Annotated in this window: 16 protein-coding genes; 9 read left to right on the top strand and 7 right to left on the bottom strand. The window is 40.8% G+C overall.

The genetic code is table 11. The annotated features are described in order from the left end of the window. Positions 1-162 precede the first annotated feature (162 nt). Positions 163-879 (top strand): 1-acylglycerol-3-phosphate O-acyltransferase, encoded by a 717-nt coding sequence (locus AC1EU2_RS17515; protein WP_480299571.1) that lies wholly within the window; start codon positions 163-165, stop codon positions 877-879. Between the two features lie 61 nt (positions 880-940). Beyond that, positions 941-1,330, top strand: coding sequence for a ribonuclease E inhibitor RraB (gene rraB, locus AC1EU2_RS17510; protein WP_480299570.1), 390 nt, complete (start codon positions 941-943; stop codon positions 1,328-1,330). An 8-nt stretch (positions 1,331-1,338) separates the two neighbouring features. Here the strand turns inward: rraB and AC1EU2_RS17505 are convergent, their stop codons facing one another. Both AC1EU2_RS17505 and AC1EU2_RS17500 read right to left on the bottom strand, forming a co-directional pair. Then, positions 1,339-2,319, bottom strand: coding sequence for a GGDEF domain-containing protein (locus tag AC1EU2_RS17505; RefSeq protein ID WP_480299569.1), 981 nt, complete (start codon positions 2,317-2,319; stop codon positions 1,339-1,341). Positions 2,320-2,327: 8 nt separating this feature from the next. Continuing rightward, positions 2,328-3,326: a response regulator gene (locus AC1EU2_RS17500; RefSeq protein WP_480299568.1), complete on the bottom strand. Its 999-nt coding sequence runs from the start codon at positions 3,324-3,326 to the stop codon at positions 2,328-2,330. A 379-nt stretch (positions 3,327-3,705) separates the two neighbouring features. Here AC1EU2_RS17500 and AC1EU2_RS17495 point away from each other — a divergent pair, with 379 nt between their 5' ends. Further along, complete coding sequence (locus tag AC1EU2_RS17495; protein WP_480299567.1) at positions 3,706-4,509, top strand: crotonase/enoyl-CoA hydratase family protein; 804 nt, start codon at positions 3,706-3,708, stop codon at positions 4,507-4,509. On the opposite strand, the gene AC1EU2_RS17490 is transcribed toward AC1EU2_RS17495, so the two are convergent. The 3 genes from AC1EU2_RS17490 to AC1EU2_RS17480 form a co-directional block, all read right to left on the bottom strand. Next, on the bottom strand, positions 4,502-5,380 hold the full coding sequence (locus AC1EU2_RS17490) for a hypothetical protein (protein WP_480299566.1): 879 nt from the start codon (positions 5,378-5,380) through the stop codon (positions 4,502-4,504). The two genes, AC1EU2_RS17495 and AC1EU2_RS17490, sit on opposite strands and share 8 nt — an antisense overlap. Positions 5,381-5,512: 132 nt before the next feature. Then, complete coding sequence (gene rapA / locus AC1EU2_RS17485; RefSeq protein ID WP_480299565.1) at positions 5,513-8,434, bottom strand: RNA polymerase-associated protein RapA; 2,922 nt, start codon at positions 8,432-8,434, stop codon at positions 5,513-5,515. A 233-nt stretch (positions 8,435-8,667) separates the two neighbouring features. Beyond that, entirely contained in the window at positions 8,668-9,066 is a 399-nt protein-coding gene (locus AC1EU2_RS17480; protein WP_480299564.1) for a lysozyme inhibitor LprI family protein, read from the bottom strand. Between the two features lie 128 nt (positions 9,067-9,194). Here AC1EU2_RS17480 and AC1EU2_RS17475 point away from each other — a divergent pair, with 128 nt between their 5' ends. Both AC1EU2_RS17475 and AC1EU2_RS17470 read left to right on the top strand, forming a co-directional pair. Next, positions 9,195-10,037, top strand: a complete 843-nt coding sequence (locus AC1EU2_RS17475) for a prephenate dehydratase (RefSeq protein ID WP_480299563.1) — start codon at positions 9,195-9,197, stop codon at positions 10,035-10,037. Between the two features lie 145 nt (positions 10,038-10,182). After that, positions 10,183-11,577 (top strand): PhoH family protein, encoded by a 1,395-nt coding sequence (locus tag AC1EU2_RS17470; protein WP_480299562.1) that lies wholly within the window; start codon positions 10,183-10,185, stop codon positions 11,575-11,577. A gap of 28 nt (positions 11,578-11,605) precedes the next feature. Here the strand turns inward: AC1EU2_RS17470 and AC1EU2_RS17465 are convergent, their stop codons facing one another. After that, the gene (locus AC1EU2_RS17465) at positions 11,606-12,094 is read right to left on the bottom strand and encodes a hypothetical protein (RefSeq protein WP_480299561.1); all 489 of its coding nucleotides are present in this window, start codon (positions 12,092-12,094) and stop codon (positions 11,606-11,608) included. Positions 12,095-12,423: 329 nt separating this feature from the next. On the opposite strand from AC1EU2_RS17465, the gene AC1EU2_RS17460 reads away from it, so the two are divergent. Further along, positions 12,424-16,110: a response regulator gene (locus AC1EU2_RS17460; protein WP_480299560.1), complete on the top strand. Its 3,687-nt coding sequence runs from the start codon at positions 12,424-12,426 to the stop codon at positions 16,108-16,110. Positions 16,111-16,230: 120 nt separating this feature from the next. Beyond that, positions 16,231-18,633, top strand: coding sequence for a zinc-dependent metalloprotease (locus tag AC1EU2_RS17455; RefSeq protein ID WP_480299559.1), 2,403 nt, complete (start codon positions 16,231-16,233; stop codon positions 18,631-18,633). Between the two features lie 52 nt (positions 18,634-18,685). Here the strand turns inward: AC1EU2_RS17455 and AC1EU2_RS17450 are convergent, their stop codons facing one another. Then, a complete protein-coding gene (locus AC1EU2_RS17450) occupies positions 18,686-19,225 on the bottom strand; it encodes a hypothetical protein (RefSeq protein WP_480299558.1) in 540 nt (179 codons plus the stop codon). 497 nt (positions 19,226-19,722) lie between these two features. Between AC1EU2_RS17450 and AC1EU2_RS17445 the strand changes: the two genes are divergently transcribed. Together AC1EU2_RS17445 and AC1EU2_RS17440 are read left to right on the top strand one after the other, a co-directional pair. Further along, the gene (locus AC1EU2_RS17445; RefSeq protein WP_480299557.1) at positions 19,723-19,983 is read left to right on the top strand and encodes a hypothetical protein; all 261 of its coding nucleotides are present in this window, start codon (positions 19,723-19,725) and stop codon (positions 19,981-19,983) included. A gap of 113 nt (positions 19,984-20,096) precedes the next feature. After that, a complete protein-coding gene (locus tag AC1EU2_RS17440) occupies positions 20,097-20,225 on the top strand; it encodes a hypothetical protein (RefSeq protein WP_480299556.1) in 129 nt (42 codons plus the stop codon). The last annotated feature ends 28 nt before the right edge of the window (positions 20,226-20,253 follow it).

Below are 20,253 nucleotides of genomic sequence, written 5' to 3'. Positions count from 1 at the left end.
TTTAAAGTAGTTAATACGGCCACTAAGGTAATCAGTGCAGCTAACAAGTGTCACCTTAATGAGTTTTGCATAAAGTACATCAACGTTAAAAAGTTGAAAACAGCTCTGACCTTGAACAGGGATTAACGTATACTAGCGGCGACTTTGTTATTGGAGTGTATTGTGCTGTTAGTTGTTCGCTGTTTAATTTTAGCCATTGCGTTAGTTACGGTTTTTGTTTTTAGTGGTTTATATTGTCTGTTAAGACCTCGTCATCGTGATAATGTACATGTGTTAGCTCAAATCTTTTCTAAAGTCAGCATCGTTTTGGGTATAAAGTTAGTTGTGAGACTGCCTAAGGTTTTGCCTCCAGCCCCTAATGTTTATGTGGCGAATCATCAAAATAACTATGACATATTCACTCACACTGCCGTTGTGCCAAAAGGCACGGTAAGCATCGGCAAAAAAAGCCTCGCTTGGATACCTTTTTTCGGGCAATTATATTGGCTGTCTGGCAATATATTAATTGACAGAAAAAACCGTCACAGTGCTGTGAGCACGATGGCAAAAGCGGCAGAAAAAGTGCGTAATGAAAAGCTGTCGGTTTGGGTTTTCCCAGAGGGCACGCGTTCAAGAGGCCGTGGTTTATTGCCTTTAAAATCAGGCGCATTTCACACGGCAATAGCCTCAGGTGCTCCCGTAGTTCCTGTGGTTGCAAGCTCTCAAAATGATATAAAGTTAAACCGTTGGAATAATGGTACAGTAATCATTGAAATGATGGAGCCAGTAGCAACGGAAGGGTTAGCGAAGTCAGATGTGAAAATACTCTCAGAAACCGTATTTCATCAAATGAAAGCTAAGTTAGAACAGTTAGATAATGAGGCTGCAAAGCTAAAATAAACTGGCAAAGAAAAATCTATCTCAGTAAAATTGGTGAGATATTTTTGCATTGGAGTTTTTTATGTCTGTTGAACGTTTGCTCAAAGAGCAATTTACAGAAAATCGAGCAATTGTTGATGAATTACTGGCGGACGGTTCTTTACCTGATGTGGAGTATATTATTGAGCATCATATGTCCTGCCGCAGCTTTGACCGTCTTGAAAAAGCAGCAGTAGAGGCATTCAAATTGGGTTATGATGTTTCAGATGCTGAAGAATTTGAACTGGAAGATGGCAGTATTATTTTCTGTTTTGATGCAGTTGCTCATCACGAATTAGATGTTGAACTTTTAGATAAAGCCACTGAGCAATTTGTGCAATTAGCGGTAAAATTAAAAGTGGATTACGACGGTTGGGGAACCTATTTTATGGATGAAAACGGCCCTCAAGAAGAGCCGCCTGTTCTTCATTAATCGGTAAACTAATGTAAATGTTTTTCGGCTGATTTTCGGTAGATAACACTACGATTTCGGCCATTGAGTTTTGCTCGATATAACGCTTTATCAGCCTGAGATACCCACATTAGACTGTCTTTTATTGATTCATCCAAATCGCATATTCCTAAACTGATCGTGACATTAAAAGATTCACCCTCAATATTAAATTCAAGTGTTTCTATTTTTTTCCGCAGTCTTTCAGTAAAGCAAATCGCATCCGCACTGTCTGTGCCAGCGAGTACTACGCCAAATTCTTCGCCGCCATAACGACCCGCACAGTCGGTTTCCCTTAATGACTGATTGAGCAGATGTGCGATTCTTTGAATTACGATATCTCCGGTCTGATGTCCGAATTGGTCATTGATTTTTTTAAAGTGATCAATATCTAACATCACTAAACTGGCAGGAGAATCATAACGATTAAAGCGTTCAAACTCTCTTTCCATGCATTGCTGCCAGTGGCGGCGATTATGCAGTTGCGTCAGTTCGTCTGTTTGGCTCAGACGCTCCAGAATTTTGTTGGCACTGTTGAGCTGTAGTTTACCGACAGCGATATCAGTAACGTCGTAAATAATGAGACTAATATGCGACACTTCACCTGTTAAGGACATCAGAGGTTGAAGCGTAACATTTTGGTACATATGCTCAGCTCGGCCTGTTATTGGACGAAAGTTTTTAAATTTAAAGACAAATGGGCGCTGTTCCCAGCTAATGAAGGAGCGGTTTCTAAGTAGAAAAACCGATTCCATTTTCTGCTTAAGCCAATTAACTTCAAGATCGGGGAACTCTTCAAAGAGGTTTTTATCTTTTAAGTCATTGGGTGATACACCGCTGTGGTTTTCCATAAAGCTGTTCCACAACTTTATATTGTAATTTTTATCTAAAACAACAATGCCAACTTCAATGGTTTGTACCATGTCAATTAACCAATGAAACTCGCTTATATGGGTATCATCTGTAGACATCGCAACTCCTATGATTCAAGCAAATAGCTGAGTTTGTTTGTCATCGTAGGCAGTGAGTCTTCTGTGAACAGCAACAGTAAGTCGCACTGAATATTATGATCTTGAATACGGTAATTAATTTCCATTGCCAACGTTCGTTGCCATTTTTCAGCGTTGTCATGAATGAGCTCATTGGCGGTACAATGTCGGCCTAAAACAACAGGGTGACTTTGGCTAAATGGCATGTGCATTTGCTCAGAAATACCATTTAAAAATGCACCGATGAGAACGTTCCCGGTATCGATTAATACTTCAATCTCAGCTTGGCTTGAATCAGGATGGTTAATGTTCATCAACTTTGCCATGTCATCAAAGCTAGAGTCATGGAATAACAATAAGGCTTCACCAGCAACGCCTGCACCAATGAACCCTTGGCAAAGCGCTGAAATTTGTTTGTCATTCTCTGTCGCTTTTAATGCCATCGTCAGTTCACTGACTTCAAGCACATTCACTGTCGGAATCGGCAGTGGTACATAAATATCAAGCAATTTAGCTAACAGATCTGCAGCACGCCCCATTGCAACATTAGCGATTTCTTGGCAGGCATCGCGCAGGTCGACTTTGATCATTGGCGCATCATCAGCTTGCGCATTATAGTTGCCATTGTATATGCCGTATTCTTGCAAAATATGACTTAATGCTTCAGTGCTGATGGGCTTTTGAATGAAATCGATAGCGCCTAGTGATTTTACTTTTTCGTAAGCTTTAAGTTGAATGTCGCCAGAGACGACGATAATCATTGCAGGTAAGTCGAGCTTTTGGACCGTTTTTAAAACTTGAAAGCCATCCATTACGGGCATGGTTAAGTCGAGAAATACGACTTCGCCTTTGCCTGCTTTAATGGCTTCAAGCCCTTCCATGCCATTTTTTGCAAATGTAATCGACACATCCCAGTCTTTTGGCAATACTCGAGCCATTTGCTTGCGTGCCATTGCTGAATCATCACAGATTAATACCTGGGTGGTCATGGGTTGAACGAGTCCTTCTTTGCCATCACTCATGGGTGATTTTTATTATTGTAGACGCTAATCATCATGCTTTGACATCAATGTATTTAGATTGATTCAAAAACATCGCCCTAGTCTTTGAAGCATGTCTTACTTTATTTATTATTTGGCAACATTTTGACGATAGTCAATTTATAAGTGAATGGTATACCGAAAATTAACGATGTACCAAAGAACTTGTTCAAATAATGTTTATTGGGTTAAAAAGTGATCAATTTTTGCGTTGAGTGATAATTAATCTTATTTTAGGTAAGCTTGTGTTTTTGCTCTATTTATTTTTGAGGCGTTTTCGCCTTATAAATTGACATTTTATAACACAGATAACTCACGGGTTGAAAATATGTCATTTCAAAATATCAAATTACTTATTGAAGATCAGGTTGCATTTGTAGTTTTACATCGTCCTGAAAAAATGAATGCACTTAATTTTCAAATGTTCAGAGAGTTAGACAGTGCTTATCGAGTGTTGAAAAATGACAGAACTTTGCGGGCAGTCGTAATCACAGGAGAGGGAGAGCACTTTTGCAGCGGTCTCGATATAAAGTCTGTCATGGCCTCTAAAATGTCTGCGCTAAAGTTACTATGGAAATGGTTACCGGGAAATGCCAACTTAGCGCAGCGGGTTTCCATTAACTGGCAACGACTTCCTGTTCCCGTCATTGCAAAGATAAATGGGCATTGTTATGGCGGTGGAATGCAAATTGCGCTGGGAGCTGACTTTCGCATCGTATCGCCTGACAGTGACTTTTCAATTATGGAAAGTAAATGGGGGCTGATGCCGGATATGGCTGGTTTGGCGAATTTACGTCAAATTATGCCAAAAGATAAGGCAATGAAATTGACAATGACATCTGAAATTATTGATGCCAACACAGCGCTTGAATACGGGCTTGTTTCTCAGGTTGCTGATGACGTTGAACTTGAAGTTGCTAGATTAATTGAACAATTTAAACAGCACTCACCAGATGCGTTAGCTGCAATAAAACTCAGTTACCATCGAAACTGGTCTGCAAGTATTCGACGTTTACTGGGTCGTGAAACTTGGTATCAAATCAGATTATTATTAGGAAAAAACCAGCGTAGAGCAGTTTATCGGCAAATGAAGGATGAAAGCGCTAGCTACTTCCTAAGAAAGTTTAAATGATATTATTTGAAAAATGTCCCGTTTTTACCAATGCAGTCGATTCTGAAGTTTTTGGACTTTTTGAGTCCGCAAGGTTAGGCTTAGTTTTACTCCAACGTAAGTGTCTTTGAGTCTTTGGAGTGACTTTACTAAGTCCCTCCGAGGGCTGTTGTTGTTTTCTCTTCTCTTCTTCTGAATGAAACTCAGTAAATGCGAGTTGAGTTTTTTGAGCAGTTTTAGCTAATGTTTGGTTTTCTCGTTTTGTTTCTTTGTTGATTTTGTTTACCACCTGTACTGCGGCATCTTCAAATGCTTTTAAATCAGAAAGTAGTTCTTCTTTTTTTATACTAGCTTCAAAATCATCGTATTCATCGACAGTTTCTTTTGGTTTTAACTGAAATGTACCGTATAAACTGCCCACTGAGTTATCGATGACTTTTGGCTCACGGTGGAGTGGATCTGTTTGAGTTGAGACATGACAAGATTGAGACTGAACGGTTTCGGTACAAACCTCTTGAGTGACTTCATCTGAGAAAATATCTTCAATTTCTTTTTGCAATTGTGCTTGTTCTGCATGTGATAGCGTGTTTTGGATTTCACGATCACCTACACCATATTTTAAGCTTGCAGAGCTTTTTGGAAGGGTATCTTCTGAGTCTGCAATGAGCCCTGCTTTTAAAGATTCTACTGAAGGCTTTGGCACAGGCTGTTTAGGAGAAGGCGTTTTTAGGAATTGATCTAAGTGGTTGCCAAGTTTCTCTTTGACTTGATTCACAGCCCATGAAGTCGCTTTTGTGACAATGCTATGTTTAGGAGAAGGCTTTCTTGAGTTTAAAGCACTTCCTTCGAACACTGTGGGGCGTGATTGAATTGACGTTGGTCCTTGAAACATGTAGCTACCTCATTTCAGTTGCTAATAAATATTCTAAGGAGAAATGGAATATATCCAATTTAAATTTAATTCATCTTTTGTTAATAAAAAGGCAGCCTTATGGCTGCCTTATAGAATTGACAATGATTCAGATTAAGCGTGACTAACCAGCACCAAACGAATCGCATCAAGTTGCAATGGGCAATCATTCATATAACCACCTAGCTCTTGGATTTGATCTCGTAAATGTTCTAATTCCTCATCACGAATATTCGGGTTAATTGCTTTTAACGCTTCCAATCGCTCAAGTTCAGTTGTGATTTGAGTAGTCATAGATTCACGAGCGCCTTCAACCAGTAGCGCTAACTTTTCTTCCGCAACCTCTTGTGCTTTAGGTAATAGTGGGTGAATCTGCGCTTGCGATGCGGTAACCAGTTTGCTACCAATATGACGATTTACTGCACTGAGCTGACGATCAAAACCATCATAGTCTACTTTATCAGAGAGATTATTCCCGGCCTTATCCAATAACACGCGTATTGGCGTTGGAGGTAAGTATCGATAAAGTTGGCTCGATTTCGGCGCTGAAGCATCCGCCATATACATTAACTCTAAGAACAGAGTGCCTGCTGGCAATGCTTTGTTTTTCAGAATCGCCACACTTACAGAGCCTGTTTCAGAGCTGGTTATTAAATCTAAACCAGTTTGCACAATTGGATGCTCTTGGGTGATAAGTGCAATATCATCACGTGACAAGGCCGTATCACGATCAAAGGTTACGGTAATACCATCTTCAGGTAAGCCCGGGTATGTCGGGAACAGCATATGTTCACTTGGTTTTAAGATAATGGTGTTTTCACCGTTATCTTCTTGGTCAACACCGATAATGTCCCATAAACGGATCACTGAGCTAATTAAGTCAGTATCTTCGTCACGCTTTGCCAAACGTTCAACCAACTCTTGTGATCTTTTGCCACCATGAGAGTTGATTTCGAGCAGTCGATCTCGACCTTGCTCCATGGCCTGCTTGAGTTCTTTGTACCGTTGTTGTGTGTGGTTCATCACTTGTGTCATCGCATCTTCATCGCCGGTTGTTAGGCAAAGAAGTAGCTCACTTGCAAACTCTTTATACAACATATGACCAGACGGGCACGTTAGCTCAAAGGCATTTAAGCCTTGGTGATACCAATTCATCAGGGCTTCTTGTGCAGTATCTTTAAAGTACGGCAAGTGAATATTGACATCGTGTTGTTGACCGATTCGATCAAGGCGACCAATACGTTGCTCGAGTAAATCTGGGTTCAGCGGTAAATCAAACAGAATTAATTGACTTGCAAATTGGAAGTTACGACCTTCAGAGCCAATTTCTGAACAGATCAACGCTTGTGCACCACCGTCTTCTTGCGCAAAGTAAGCACCGGCTTTATCACGATCGATGATCGACATACCCTCGTGGAACACAGTAGCTTGAATGCCTTCACGTAAACGAAGAGCTTCTTCAAGACTTAATGCTGTATCTGCTTGGCTGGCAATAATCAGTACTTTTTGGCTACGATGATTTTTTAAGAACTCAATCAACCAGTCAACTCGGGGGTCGAACTTCCACCACTCTGAGTTTTCAGAATCAAATTCTTGATAAATCTTTTCTGGACTTAAGGCTTTTTTGACCTTTAGCTCAAGCTGAGCTGCACCTGTTGACATACCTGTCGACATCATGGCATTTACACGTGCTGCGGTGCGGTATTGCTCTGGCATGACTTGAGGCTGAGGATTAAAAATACGTTGTGGGAAGCCTTTTACAGAAGCACGACTATTTCGATAAAGCACACGCCCAGTACCGTGACGATCCAGTAACTCTTGAAGTAATTCATTACGAGCAGCGTGTTGCATTTCAGCATCAACATCATCGCTTTGAATCATCTGAATATTTGGGTTGATGTCTTTTTCAGTCAGTAATTCTGTCAAACTGTTGATGGCTTCATTAGACAGCTTTTCTTCACTCACTAAGGCATCGGCTGCGGCTGCCACATCGCGATAACCTTCTTCTTCTTTAACGAAAGTTTCGTAGTCGTAGAAACGATCAGGATCAAGCAAGCGTAAGCGAGCAAAGTGACTTTGATGTCCAAGCTGGTCTGGTGTAGCAGTAAGTAAAAGTACACCAGGTACAACGTCACTTAAGGCTTCAACGACTTGATAAGGACGGCTTGGCTTGTCTTCTGACCACTCTAAATGGTGAGCTTCATCAACCACCATTAAATCCCAATCAGCATCAACGGCTTGCTCTAAACGCTTTTTCTTTCGCAGTAAATCCATTGAACAAATAATGAGTTGTTCTGTATCGAATGGATTGTCGCTATCAGCATAAGCTTCAACGCAGCGCTCTTCATCAAAAACGGAGAATTTAAGGTTAAAACGGCGCAGCATTTCAACCAGCCACTGGTGTCTTAACGAATCAGGAACGATGATCAATATGCGTTCCGCACGGCCCGTAAGTAGCTGTTGATGGATGATCAAACCCGCTTCGATGGTTTTACCTAGCCCAACTTCGTCGGCCAATAACACTCGAGGCGCAAAACGACGGCCAACTTCATGAGCAATCCATTGTTGGTGAGGAATTAAACCTACACGGGGACCTTGAAGACCAAGTAAGTCAGATGTGGCTAATTTATGGCGTAACAATTGTGAACGGTAACGAACACCAAAACGATCTAAGCGATCGATTTGTCCTGCAAAAAGACGATCTTGAGGCTTATTGAAACGTACATTGTGGTTCAATAAGGTTTCACGAAGAATGACTTCCTCGCCTGTATCTTGTCGGGTGCCTTTATAGACAACCAATTGGTTTTGTTCTTCAACCTCGGTGACAATTAATTTCCAGTCTTCATGGCTTTCCACGACGTCACCAGGGTTATAAATAACACGAGTAAGAGGGGCGTCTTCACGGGAAAACATTCTATTATCCCCAGTGGCGGGGAATAACACGGTCACCATGCGACCTTCAACTTGAACAACGGTTCCTAAACCAAGATCGGACTCAGTATCACTGATCCAGCGCTGACCTAATGCAAACGGCATTTTTTACTCTTATCTCCGGGCTGACTCACAAAAGGCGCGTATCTTATACCATCGGAAAAAGATTTACATTAGGGCATGTGGAACTTTGAAACTTATTTTAATTTTCGCCGTTGATTAAGCGATCACAAACCCTGTTGTTTTATGTTTATAGCATGAAATGTGGCGCACTGAGTCAGACGTTCACAGCAAGAGCCTAAGCCTATACTCGTCTTTGACTAAAAACAATCCTAATCCTATTTACTGGGTTCAGGCAAAAGTGGATCGCCAGATAAAGTTTGCAAAAAATCACGCCAAATATCATGCGTGCGTTGCTTAACAGTTTGATAGTCACAGTCGGCAGTCATAATGCTGACAATAGTACCTTGAGAATACATCTGATAGACCGCTTTACATTGTGCTTTTGCATAGTTTTGCCATTGCACTTGTGATTCAATAATGGCTTTAGACGCTTGTGGTTGAGATTGGTAAGCCGATTTAGCTTTACTCAGGTATTGCTTCATTTGCTTTTTAGCAAGTACGGTTTGTTGCTCTTTACACTGAGCTATTTGCAGAGTGTTTTGGGCGTTTTTACAATCTGTGGCTGCGAGGGTAGATGAACTGAATATGAGTGTAGCAATGAGAACGGTTTTCATAATTGAGCTCCGTGAAGAAAAATTTGCTTGAACCAAGCCTACTTTTGACTTTAAGTTATAAGCATAAGCTTATAAATTGCAAATTAAATCCCCCACAGTTTTTTAGGGATAACATCTGAAAGGAATGTATGCATAAGATTGCTACTCTTGGTCCAGCAGGTACGTATTCAGAACAAGCCTGTATCCGTTTTATTCAACAACTTGACGATGCTTGTAAAATTCATTTCTTTCCTTCAATTAAGAAAGTGATTTCAGCCGTTGGCGATGAGTCAGATATTGGTGTGATCCCGATTGAAAATTTTTCAGAGGGGTATGTGTCTACCGTATTAGATGAATTGTCGAAAACCGATGTGCAAGTGCTAGCAGAAGTGCTGTTACCAATTCGGTTTTCTTATGCCAGTAACCAAGCTAACAAACAAGATGTCGAAACTTTGTTTGTACAATTTGTGGCAAAAAATCAATGCAGTGAGTTTTTAGAGTCATTTCATGATGTTGACTTTGTACAAACTGAGAGCAATATTTTATCCTTGGAACAACTTAAACGCTGTGAAACCCCCGCTGCAGCCATCATCCCCAGTGCGGCAGTGAGCCAGGGTGAATTTGCTATGATCGAACATGGTGTTGCTGATTATGTAGAGAATCAAACTCGGTTTCTAGTATTAGGTAAGCCTAATCTGTCTATCAATTTGCCCATCGATTTAACGACCAGTGTTAAGACTTCTATCATTGTTTTTAATGATGATGATTGCCCTGGTGCACTCAATGAAATTTTGAACGGGTTTGCCAGTAGAGGCATTAATTTGTTGTCCATTATTTCTCGTCCAACTCGGCAAGCTTTTGGGCAGTACTTTTTCTATATTGATTTAGAAGGGCATGCACAAAGTCCAAATTTGGCTTCAGCACTGAGGGTAATTCAGTTACAGCATCGAATAAAAGTTTTGGGAAGCTATCACAAGATATACAGTGAGTAGGGTGTATTAAAATTTAATAAAAAAATCGTATCTTTTTTTCTCAGCATAAGCTTTACTAAGAAGTATCTGCTGGCAGAACCAAAGGGAGGGTGACCGTAACAGTTATTCATTGAATGTGTTATCACTCAGCATTTTTGGAGGCGCCATGGACCGAGACGACACTAAGCTGTTTGTATTAGATACCAATGTTTTATTGCATGAACCACTAGCGATATATTCTTTTAAGGAACATGATGTTGTAGTACCGATGACGGTACTGGAAGAACTCGATAGTATTAAGGACAGAAAACGTGATGTAAGTCGCGATGCCAGAGTGGCTATACGAACATTAGAAGATACTTTAGGTGGTGATATTACCCCTGAACAGCTTGTAAAAGGCGTTGAATTACCCGCAAGACCGGGTCATGAGGATGCTACTGGCCACCTCTCTATTTTCCCTGATCACCAGATTGAATTTACCATTGGCACTTTGCCTGGTGACAACAACGATAACCTCATCTTAAACACGACTTTACACTTACAAAAACTTCATGCGCCACGCATGGTTGTTTTGGTGACAAAAGACATCAATATGCGTCTCAAAGCCAAAGGGGCGGGCATTCAGCAAGTTGAAGATTATCGACGCGATCAGATCATCGATGATGTTCGCTTTTTAACAAAAGGGTTTCATCAATTTTCAGGTAACTTCTGGAAGCATGTTGGCGATATCGACTCTCAGCGAGAGGGACGAAAAACGTTTCACCAAGTTCCAATGGCGGAAATTGATACTGACCTACTCTATGTTAATCAATACTTAATTGATGAAGACTCAGATTTTTGTGGCCGTGTGGTTGAGAAAACCAGCGATCACGTAAAATTTCAAGATTTGAATCGAGAGCGTTTAATGAACTTAGACGCTTGGGGTATTCGCCCTAAAAACGTCTATCAAGGCATGGCAATGCAAGCCTTGTTAGATTCCGATATCGATATGGTCATCCTTACCGGCCCTGCGGGTTGCGGTAAGACTTTGTTGGCTATGGCTTCCGCCTTAGAGCTGGTCATTGAACGCAATCAATATGACAAGATTATTGTGACCAGAAACACGCCAGAGATTGCCGAATCTATTGGTTTTTTACCGGGCACGGAAGAGGAAAAAATGGGCCCTTGGCTTGCGGCAATTACCGATACACTTGAAGTGTTGCATAAAAATGATGTTAACCCATCCGGAAGTATGAATTACATCATGGAGAAGGCAAACGTGCAGATGAAGTCAATTAATTTCATGCGTGGTCGCTCGATTCAAAATGCAGTGGTATTACTGGATGAGTGCCAAAACTTAACCGCCTCACAGTTGAAAACGATGATCACACGTATGGGAGAAGGTACTAAATTGATTTGTTGCGGTAACTTAGCGCAAATCGATTCCAACTACTTAACTCCGGTTACTTCAGGTCTTACTTACATTGTTGAGAAGTTTAAAGACTTTGATGGCAGTGCAAATATTTACCTGAACGGTGTCGTTCGTTCACGTCTTGCTGAGTTCGCAGAAGAACAGCTGTAGCAACCATAATGAGTTGATACTTCGATCGCTACTGCGTTGGAGTATCAACCAAAATAATTCGTCCTAAGGGAGCGTATTTTTTCCCATAATCGCTATTTTCTCCAGAAATAAAGGTAACTTCATAGAGGGTTTGATTCTCATGGCCATGAGTTAATGGCTGCAGTTCAAACTTATATCCTTCTTTAAGATTTGTGCACTCCTTGGTCATATTTACACCATCGTAAGGCTCAAAGACCGGCTCGGACTCCATTTGTTGGGTTTCATGAAATCTACGAAGTGTCATGGTTTTAAGTTCTTGAGCTTGACTATTAAGTAAGCAACCATTATCAGATAATTGTGTTACAGACCATTCAATAAAACCTTCAAACGATTTGAGTTTTGGGGCCCCTTGCTGGATTGCAAAATGGATTTTAGTATTTTCACTTTCAACTTCTTTAATATTTTCTTCAACTTGCGCTTTGAGAGGAGAATATGTTTTGGGGCTGCTGATTTGAAAATATCGAAAGAGTGAAGTCATATACAATAGTTAAGCTAAGAACGAGTTGTTACATTTTATGTTGTTAAACTTGAATGTAAGGTGAACAGTTTTATGTTTATATTAATTAATTATAAAAATAGTAATTTAATGACCTAAAATTTTAATTTCATTGGTGCGGGTTTATCAGGTGAGTGTATGTATTCGCTTTTTTATTTAAGTTGTCACAATTTCAGATCAATTTAGATATAGGGTTCTAAACTTATTTACGATCATAGAGTTATTAGCACTTCATATGTGACATCAAAATGTCAGAGGGTTATAATGTCAAGCGAACGTCATCCTGACTGGTAGTACAACAGGGACAATAAATGAAACCGACCGAACCTGTTCAGCAACTTACAGCACCTATTCAACGAAATTATAACCGAGCCGTTTTTTATACCTATATTGGTGTAATTGTCATGGCGTTATGGGTCGCTTGGGTAGCATACGGTGAGCAAAAAGCACAGGTGATGAACGAACGTGAGCAGCAAATTGATCGTCACGTTTTACAAGTCGATTTATTATTAGAGTCCAGCATTCGAGCCATAAAAAGCTTGCGGGATGTGGCGGTTGATTACTTAAAACGTGGCGAGCCCGCCAATGATAAAACGCTGCCGAAATATGAAAAGTTTGCTCAGAAAAACCAAGTTTTTTCTTTAGAACCAGAATATTCCAAAGCGGGTAAGCCCTTTACCAATATGGGGCAAATTACTGGCCTTGGCACTTTAAAGCATCGTGATGAAAATTTTTACCGTGAATTACAGATGCTGTATGAGCTTTCTCTTTCTTTTCCTGTTGCGAAAGATACCGCACAAAAAACCTCAGCGATTTATTACATCTCAAAGCAAAAGATGATGTCATATTACCCTTGGCCCAAGGATAGTAGTGCATTTCGTGAAGAGCTCTTAAATCAAAAACAATTCCAACTTGTTGGCCCCGCAATGAACCCTCAGCGGAGTGTTTCTTGGCGACCTGCGTATGTAGATTCGACCAATAAAGGGTTGTTGACGACGCTCGAAGTCCCAATTTACGACAATGATAGCTTCATGGGTTCCATCAACTTAGATATGACTCTGGCAGAACTGTCCAAACAGATCCGTTTGTATTTTAAAATGCCTGGTACGGTAATATTGCTCGACCAAAATAACAATGTACTGTTCCACAGCGACATTGATTCTAGCGATATGACCCGGGTGTATCACATCAGTCAGCGTATCCCAGCTGAGTTGCATTCTCTGTCTGAGTCAGACCTTTTTGAAGCCCAAGATGGTTTTATTCGTAACGGTTATTACATTCACTCTGTTGCTTTGCATAATGCGCCGTGGCGTTTGCTGTATTTGCAAAGCGTGGATGATATGTTCAACGATGCATGGAGCAAATTACAGCAAACTTTTTTCCTTGTTGTGCTTGCGCTGTCGTTGTTGGTGACCATTGTTCACTGGCAAACACGACGATCCTTTGTGACGCCGGCTTCGCAACTGCTTTCTCACCTTGAAGGTTGTTCACAAGAGCCGCTACCTGTGCCGACAAAAACGACGCCAGGTTGGATGCCTTGGTTCCAATTGGTGAGTCGGATTTTTGAAGAAAATCAGCAATACACTCATCACTTAGCAGAGCAAAACAAACGCTTAGATAAATTGGTTGCCATACGGACAGAAAAACTCAAAGAAACCACAGAGCGACGTGAGCGAGAATACGCATTGCTGCGTTCTCTGATTGACTCGATACCCGAAGCGATCATTTTCAAAGACAAAGAAGGTAAATACCTCGGTTGTAACAAAGCGGCTGAGCGCATGTTGGGGTACACCGAAAATGAGCTGATTGGGCAGTCATCAGAGACCATGACTCATCCAGAATTGGGAGACCGAATTCGCGCTGAAGATGAGCAGATATTAAAAGACAAAACACCACTGCGTTACCAAGAAAAAATCGAGCTCGCAGGGAAATCAGTATTATTAGATACCCTGAAACTTCCTTTTTATAATCGCCGTGGTGAATTACTCGGCTTGATTGCTGTATGGCGTGATGTCACGCATGAATATGAAAGTGCTGAGCAGTTGCGTTTATCTGAAGAACGTTATCATTTGGCCATGGATGCGGTAGAAGATGGTTTATGGGACTGGTATCTGGATTCTGAACAAATCATCTGTAATCCGGCCTATTTCACCATGATCGGCTATCAGCCTAATGAGTTCCCAGCCTTACTTTCTACGGTGGATGACATGATCCACCCAGATGATAGGCAACGTGTTCAAGAGTACCGTTCTCAATACCTAGCCGAGCCTGATTCAGTCTACGAAATTGAATTTAGAATGCTGGGTAAAGCCGGTGAGTACTTCTGGTTGTTATCTCGTGGCCGAGTGGTTGAATTTACTGAATATGGCCACCCGAAGCGTATGGTGGGTACGCATAAAGATATCACTCGACAAAAGATTAATGAAGTTGCGCTATTAGAAGCTAAGCAGGACGCTGAGTCTGCCAACTTATACAAAAGTGAGTTCTTGGCGAATATGAGCCACGAGATCCGCACTCCAATGAATGCCATTATTGGTATGTTGGAGTTGGCACAGCGAACAGCCCTTACTGAGCAACAGCACGACTACCTAACCAAAGCGGGGTTCTCCGCTCAATCATTGCTTCGTATTATCAATGATATTCTTGATTTCTCTAAGATTGAAGCGGGTAAGCTTGAGCTTGAAAAAGTACCGTTTGCGCTTGATAAAGTGCTCGATCACGCTCTGGATTTAAATGTATTAAAAGCCCAAGAAAAAGACGTTGAAATGCTACTTTATGCACCCGTTACCGCAGGCTTAACTTTAAAGGGTGATCCACTGCGTTTAGGGCAAGTGCTTATTAATCTACTTTCTAATGCCGTGAAATTCACGCAACACGGTGAAATCGAATTAGGCTGTGAAGACGTAGGTGAAAGGGATCATCGTATAACGCTGCAGTTTTGGGTGCGTGATACGGGTATTGGTATTGATAAAGAGAAGCAAGCACAGTTGTTCGATGCCTTTGCTCAAGCTGATGGTTCAACGACGCGCCAGTACGGTGGAACAGGCTTAGGGTTATCGATTAGCCAACATTTAGTTTCAATGATGGGAGGCAAATTGCAAGTGCAAAGTGAGCCTCATTTAGGCAGTACTTTCAGCTTTACTATAAGTTTTGAAATTGCAGAAGAAACTAAACAGGTACCGCTGATTGTTCCTCCTAAGCTGAATAACATTAAGACCTTAGTGGTTGATGATAATCCAACAGCACTGCAAATATATTCAACGTTAATGAGAGATTTTCACTTTGATGTGGATACCGCAGAAAGTGGGGTCGAAGCACTTTATAAACTCAACGAAGAGCCAATTGATTTGCTCTTGATCGACTGGATGATGCCAGAAATGAATGGCGGTCAGGTGATTGAAGAGCTTCAAATGATGGTTGAAGAAGGCCGCATTGAGATCATGCCAAAGATCATCATGATGACCGCATATGCATCAGAGCCTATTCAAGGTGAAGTCGACGAGTCTAAGGTGTCTGCATTTTTACAAAAACCTTTTAAAGCATCAGCTTTATTTGATGAAATTATTACGGCGTTTGCAGATGAACCGTTAACCATTGATAGCGAAACTATTGAAGATGAAGATGTCGAATCTGCAAAAGCAAAGATATTGCTTGTAGAGGATAATTTGATTAATCAGCAAGTCGCCTCTGAGCTTTTGAAGAGTGCAGGTTATCAAGTTGAAGTTGCAGACAATGGTCAAATTGCACTAGATATGATTGCCGAGCATGCGTATTCAGCAGTTCTGATGGATATTCAGATGCCTGTGATGGATGGCTTAACAGCGGCAAGAACGCTAAGAGAAACATTCGACCATGAACAGCTTCCTATTATAGCTATGACCGCACATGCGATGTCTGGAGATAGAGAAAAAAGTCTATCGGCCGGCATGAACGCACATATCACCAAGCCTATCGTTCTCACCGAATTATTTGAAACTCTAGAAGAGTGGATAAGTTAATCCTATTAGTCATACCCTTTTTTAAGTTTCATGGAAGGGTATGGCTTTAAATCATGGTTGCCTATTTTTTCTCAGGTAGGCATGATAAAGCAGCAAAGCTTACTATAACAAGGAGATAGGATGAAATCCTACGTTGCTGCATTTTCACTTTCCCTACTTGCGCTCTCAACAACCAGCTTTCCTTCATTGGCTGAACAGAACCCCGTTTCAACAATGATCGAATCAAGTCAAACACATAAAGGATTTATGAACCTGTTTTATGATGATAAATCAGGTGATGTCTATATGGAAGTTAAAGCGCTCAATAAGCCATTTTTGATGGTGACCAGTTTGCCTCATGGTGTAGGCTCGAATGATATTGGCCTCGATCGTGGTCAGCTTGGTCAAACTCGAATGGTACAGTTTGAACGTTATGGGCCTTACCTTGTTTTAAAGCAGTTGAATACCGATTATCGAGCCAATACCAGTAATAAAGCAGAAAAGCGGGCGGTAAAAGAAGCGTTTGCAGAGTCTATTCTATGGCGAGGGAAAATTGAGTCAGAATCTCAGCCGCTGGTAAAATTGAATGACCTTGTATTGAAAGACCTGCATGGCATTGAGAAGCGTTTATTGGCGACTAAGCAAGGAAACTATAAACTTAACTCGTCGCACTCCATAGTGCTTCCTAAAGGGATAAAGTCATTTGAGAAGAATGCTGATATTGATGTTCTACTGACTTACAACACCAGTAAAGCTGGAACGTATGCGCAAAGTGTCACACCAGATGCAAATAGTATTTCAATCCGTAAACGTTTTTCATTTGTTGCGTTGCCTGACGATAATTACAAGATAAGACAGTACAACCCAAACAGTGGTTTTTTCGCACAAACCTTTATGGATTACGCACAACCTGTTAATCACAACATTGTGCAACGTTACATTGTGCGTCATCGTCTGCAAAAGAAAATACCTGGGACAGCGCCTAGCGAAGTCGTAAAACCAATCACTTATTATCTTGATCCAGGCGTGCCTGAGCCAATTCGAAGCGCCTTGTTAGATGGCGCTCGCTGGTGGGAGCAAGCGTATACAGATGCAGGGTTCATCAACGGGTTTCAAGTTAAACTGTTACCTGAAAATGCCGATCCTCAAGATATTCGTTACAACATGATTCAATGGGTGCATCGTGCAACCCGTGGCTGGTCTTATGGTGCGGTGATCAGCGATCCCCGAACCGGTGAAATCATTAAAGGTCATGTTACGCTTGGCAGCTTGCGTGTGAGACAAGATTATCTCATCGCTAAAGGATTAACCGCTGGTTGGAAAGACAGAGATGCAGCAGAAAAGGCCTCAATGGATTTAGCACTTGCTCGTATCCGTCAATTATCTGCGCATGAAGTTGGACACACATTAGGGATTGAACATAATTTTGCTGCATCGAGTCATAATAATGATTCAGTGATGGATTACCCTCATCCTTATATGTCGCTAAAAGATGGTGAAATAGACATCTCTAAACCTTACGGTATAGGACTTGGTGCTTGGGATAAGTGGGCGGTGAACTTTGGCTATGGTGAGTACAATACAAATCAATCAGCTCAAGAGGTTCAACAGCAGCAAATTGAAGAAGCGAAAACACAAGGCATACGCTTTATTGGCGAATCAGATTCTCGTTCTGCCAATGCGGCTCATGTGTATGCAAGTTTATGGGATAACGGCGAAAACGCCATTGATGAATTAGAGCGTATGCAAAAAGTACGTCGTGTGGCGATTGATAACTTTAATCAAAATGCACTGACCGAAGGCGCCGTTCAGAGTGAGTTAATTGATGCCTTTGTACCTATGTACTTAATGAGTCGATTTCAGATACAAGCTGCTGCGAAATGGATTGGTGGCGTTGATTATCGTACCGAAGAAGACAGTTCTTGGCAGTTTGTATCAGCGAAAAAGCAGCAACAAGCCCTTGATGCGTTAATTGATGTATTAGAGCCTAAGCAACTGCAAGTACCCAATCAATTACTGCATTTATTTATCCCTAAGTCTGGAGATTATGTATCCACTCGTGAAAGTTTTGCCTCTTCACTTGGAAACTTAGCCGATGAAACGGGGATGGCAGAAGTGCTCAGCCGCCATGTGGTTAAAAGTTTGCTGCAATCTACACGGTTAAACCGAGTGAACCAAGCTGCTACTAAAGACAGTAAGCAATTATCCGTTCAAGAACTGTTAGAGCTGTTAACCAAAGCCACATTGCTGAAAAAGCGTAATACGACTAAAACTCAATCGATTTGGATGCGAACCAATGCCGTTGTAATCGATGAATTATTGGCAAGTTTACATAACCCTAAAACCTCGATTGAAGTGAAAGGTGTAATTGCAGAAAGGCTTTCATATTTGGAAGATAAACTGGAAAGTCGAGCGAAAAAAGCGAATGACCGTCAAGAAGCACATTATCTGTGGTTGAAAGAGGGGATTGAAAAAGGGTTAGAAGATAAAGCTTTCCGCTTAATTGAAAAGCCGTTGCCGATGCCGCCGGGGTCGCCTATTTAACTTAAATTGCTTACCCTATATTAATGAAATAGGGTAAGCATACTATTACTGATTAAAACTTTTGATTTAACAGGTCCCTATGCATGGTTACTTTTAAACCAAGCTCTGATGGAAGCTGTACCATGATATCGCCTCTAGTATATTGTTTCTGCATTCTTTGAAGTTGCTTTTTATATTCTTCCTTTGAATGGTCTTCTGTTTTACCTAAGACAAGCTCTCTTTTAGCTTCAGCTTTTACCACGTCCTTATTGTATTGTGTAAAGACATGGACTGCTCTCTGTTCAATCAAAGACTTGGTTTGGTCATGATTTTTTGATTTTACAGGATTTTCTGGGTTGTGAAATTTTTGAGTTGCTACGAATACAGGTTTTTTAGAGCCTGCACTTTGAGATAAGTCTAGAGTCCACTCTTCACCATTAGTCAGTTTTATTAAGTTTTTTACATGAAATTGACGAGATGCATCTGATAGATCATGTGGGTTACCAATACTAATACCTTCAGCCTTCACAATTGGACCTTTACCAAATGCTTCATACACCGAAGGAAGAATCATCAAATCTAACTGCTGTGTAGCTGAAGAAGACGCTGCCATTTTCTATTTCTCAAACTAATAAATTGAATAAATGAGAATAAAGGATTACTCCATTACAATTAACATTTGTGAATAAAAATTAATCAGATGTTTATGTTGCAGATAATAGAATTACACAACGAATCTAGGTTTATTTCCGACGTTTTGTTAGTGCTTTCTTATTGGTTAATTTATTCCTAACTTATTTGTCTTGGGCAAGCAAAGTATGCCATATAACCCATTATTAAATAGGCAATTTGCAACCTCTATGAATATGAAGTGCGAGGCTAACATTATTCACTCAAGCTAATGAAGGACACTGATGAAAATGATCCCGCTTCTTTAAGAAAGAGCGTTTCTAATCTATATGGAATACAGCGTAGATTCAGAGTTGTGTTGATATGTCGTTCTGTAACAACTTTAAATTAGAACATTATCTAGTTGTCATCGGGACGACTGTTTTAGGTGGTGAAATTGAGCCCTTAAGATTTGAAGTAAAGAGTATGTTGGAGTTTAATATGATTTCGAGAGTAGACAGGAAGCCATCTGACGCTATGTTTAAACTAGCGGGTCAGCAACTAAAAATAGTAGAAAAAAGAGAACCAGTCAATTTTGACGGAACAGTTCATACAGACGGAATTGGGGAGCATACAGTTAACTATTATGATGTTAAATATCGTTTGCACCGCTCTACCGAAAAGTTTCTGCATCGTGATCTTGAATTTTGTATTTTAGACGTGAATGCCCTCCCTGTTTCTGAAGGAAGAGTGAATGTTTAAGTAAGCCCTAAACAAATCAATAGAGCAAATTCAAAAAAAGAAGGTTAGAAGCAGCATTCAGTGCGGTCGCAACTCAGTTTGGAAACTATATAGTCGCAAAGGGGGTGCAAAGAATGAAAGTAGTCGACTATTTTACGCCAAAAATGGTTAGACTAAATCAGCTACAACAGGCTACTCAGCAAAGAAATCAGCAAGTTTTGCAACAAGTACATCAACCAGTTGGGCAGTTTAGAAGAAGCTGATTTGATGAACGCAATGGTACAAACTGAA

The sequence above is a fragment of the Parashewanella sp. 2304DJ23-3 genome (assembly GCF_056591695.1).
The sequence above is the reverse complement of the archived record's forward strand: the minus strand, read 5'-3'. Positions and strand labels throughout refer to the sequence as shown.

What these genes read in the sequence shown, in the direction of transcription:
- rraB (WP_480299570.1), top strand. Translation starts at nt 941, where the DNA reads ATGTCTGTTGAACGTTTGCTCAAAGAGCAATTTACAGAAAATCGAGCA.
- AC1EU2_RS17505 (WP_480299569.1), bottom strand. Translation starts at nt 2,319, where the DNA reads ATGTCTACAGATGATACCCATATAAGCGAGTTTCATTGGTTAATTGAC.
- AC1EU2_RS17500 (WP_480299568.1), bottom strand. Translation starts at nt 3,326, where the DNA reads ATGACCACCCAGGTATTAATCTGTGATGATTCAGCAATGGCACGCAAG.
- AC1EU2_RS17495 (WP_480299567.1), top strand. Translation starts at nt 3,706, where the DNA reads ATGTCATTTCAAAATATCAAATTACTTATTGAAGATCAGGTTGCATTT.
- AC1EU2_RS17490 (WP_480299566.1), bottom strand. Translation starts at nt 5,380, where the DNA reads ATGTTTCAAGGACCAACGTCAATTCAATCACGCCCCACAGTGTTCGAA.
- rapA (WP_480299565.1), bottom strand. Translation starts at nt 8,434, where the DNA reads ATGCCGTTTGCATTAGGTCAGCGCTGGATCAGTGATACTGAGTCCGAT.
- AC1EU2_RS17480 (WP_480299564.1), bottom strand. Translation starts at nt 9,066, where the DNA reads ATGAAAACCGTTCTCATTGCTACACTCATATTCAGTTCATCTACCCTC.
- AC1EU2_RS17475 (WP_480299563.1), top strand. Translation starts at nt 9,195, where the DNA reads ATGCATAAGATTGCTACTCTTGGTCCAGCAGGTACGTATTCAGAACAA.
- AC1EU2_RS17470 (WP_480299562.1), top strand. Translation starts at nt 10,183, where the DNA reads ATGGACCGAGACGACACTAAGCTGTTTGTATTAGATACCAATGTTTTA.
- AC1EU2_RS17465 (WP_480299561.1), bottom strand. Translation starts at nt 12,094, where the DNA reads ATGACTTCACTCTTTCGATATTTTCAAATCAGCAGCCCCAAAACATAT.
- AC1EU2_RS17460 (WP_480299560.1), top strand. Translation starts at nt 12,424, where the DNA reads ATGAAACCGACCGAACCTGTTCAGCAACTTACAGCACCTATTCAACGA.
- AC1EU2_RS17455 (WP_480299559.1), top strand. Translation starts at nt 16,231, where the DNA reads ATGAAATCCTACGTTGCTGCATTTTCACTTTCCCTACTTGCGCTCTCA.
- AC1EU2_RS17450 (WP_480299558.1), bottom strand. Translation starts at nt 19,225, where the DNA reads ATGGCAGCGTCTTCTTCAGCTACACAGCAGTTAGATTTGATGATTCTT.
- AC1EU2_RS17445 (WP_480299557.1), top strand. Translation starts at nt 19,723, where the DNA reads ATGATTTCGAGAGTAGACAGGAAGCCATCTGACGCTATGTTTAAACTA.
- AC1EU2_RS17440 (WP_480299556.1), top strand. Translation starts at nt 20,097, where the DNA reads ATGAAAGTAGTCGACTATTTTACGCCAAAAATGGTTAGACTAAATCAG.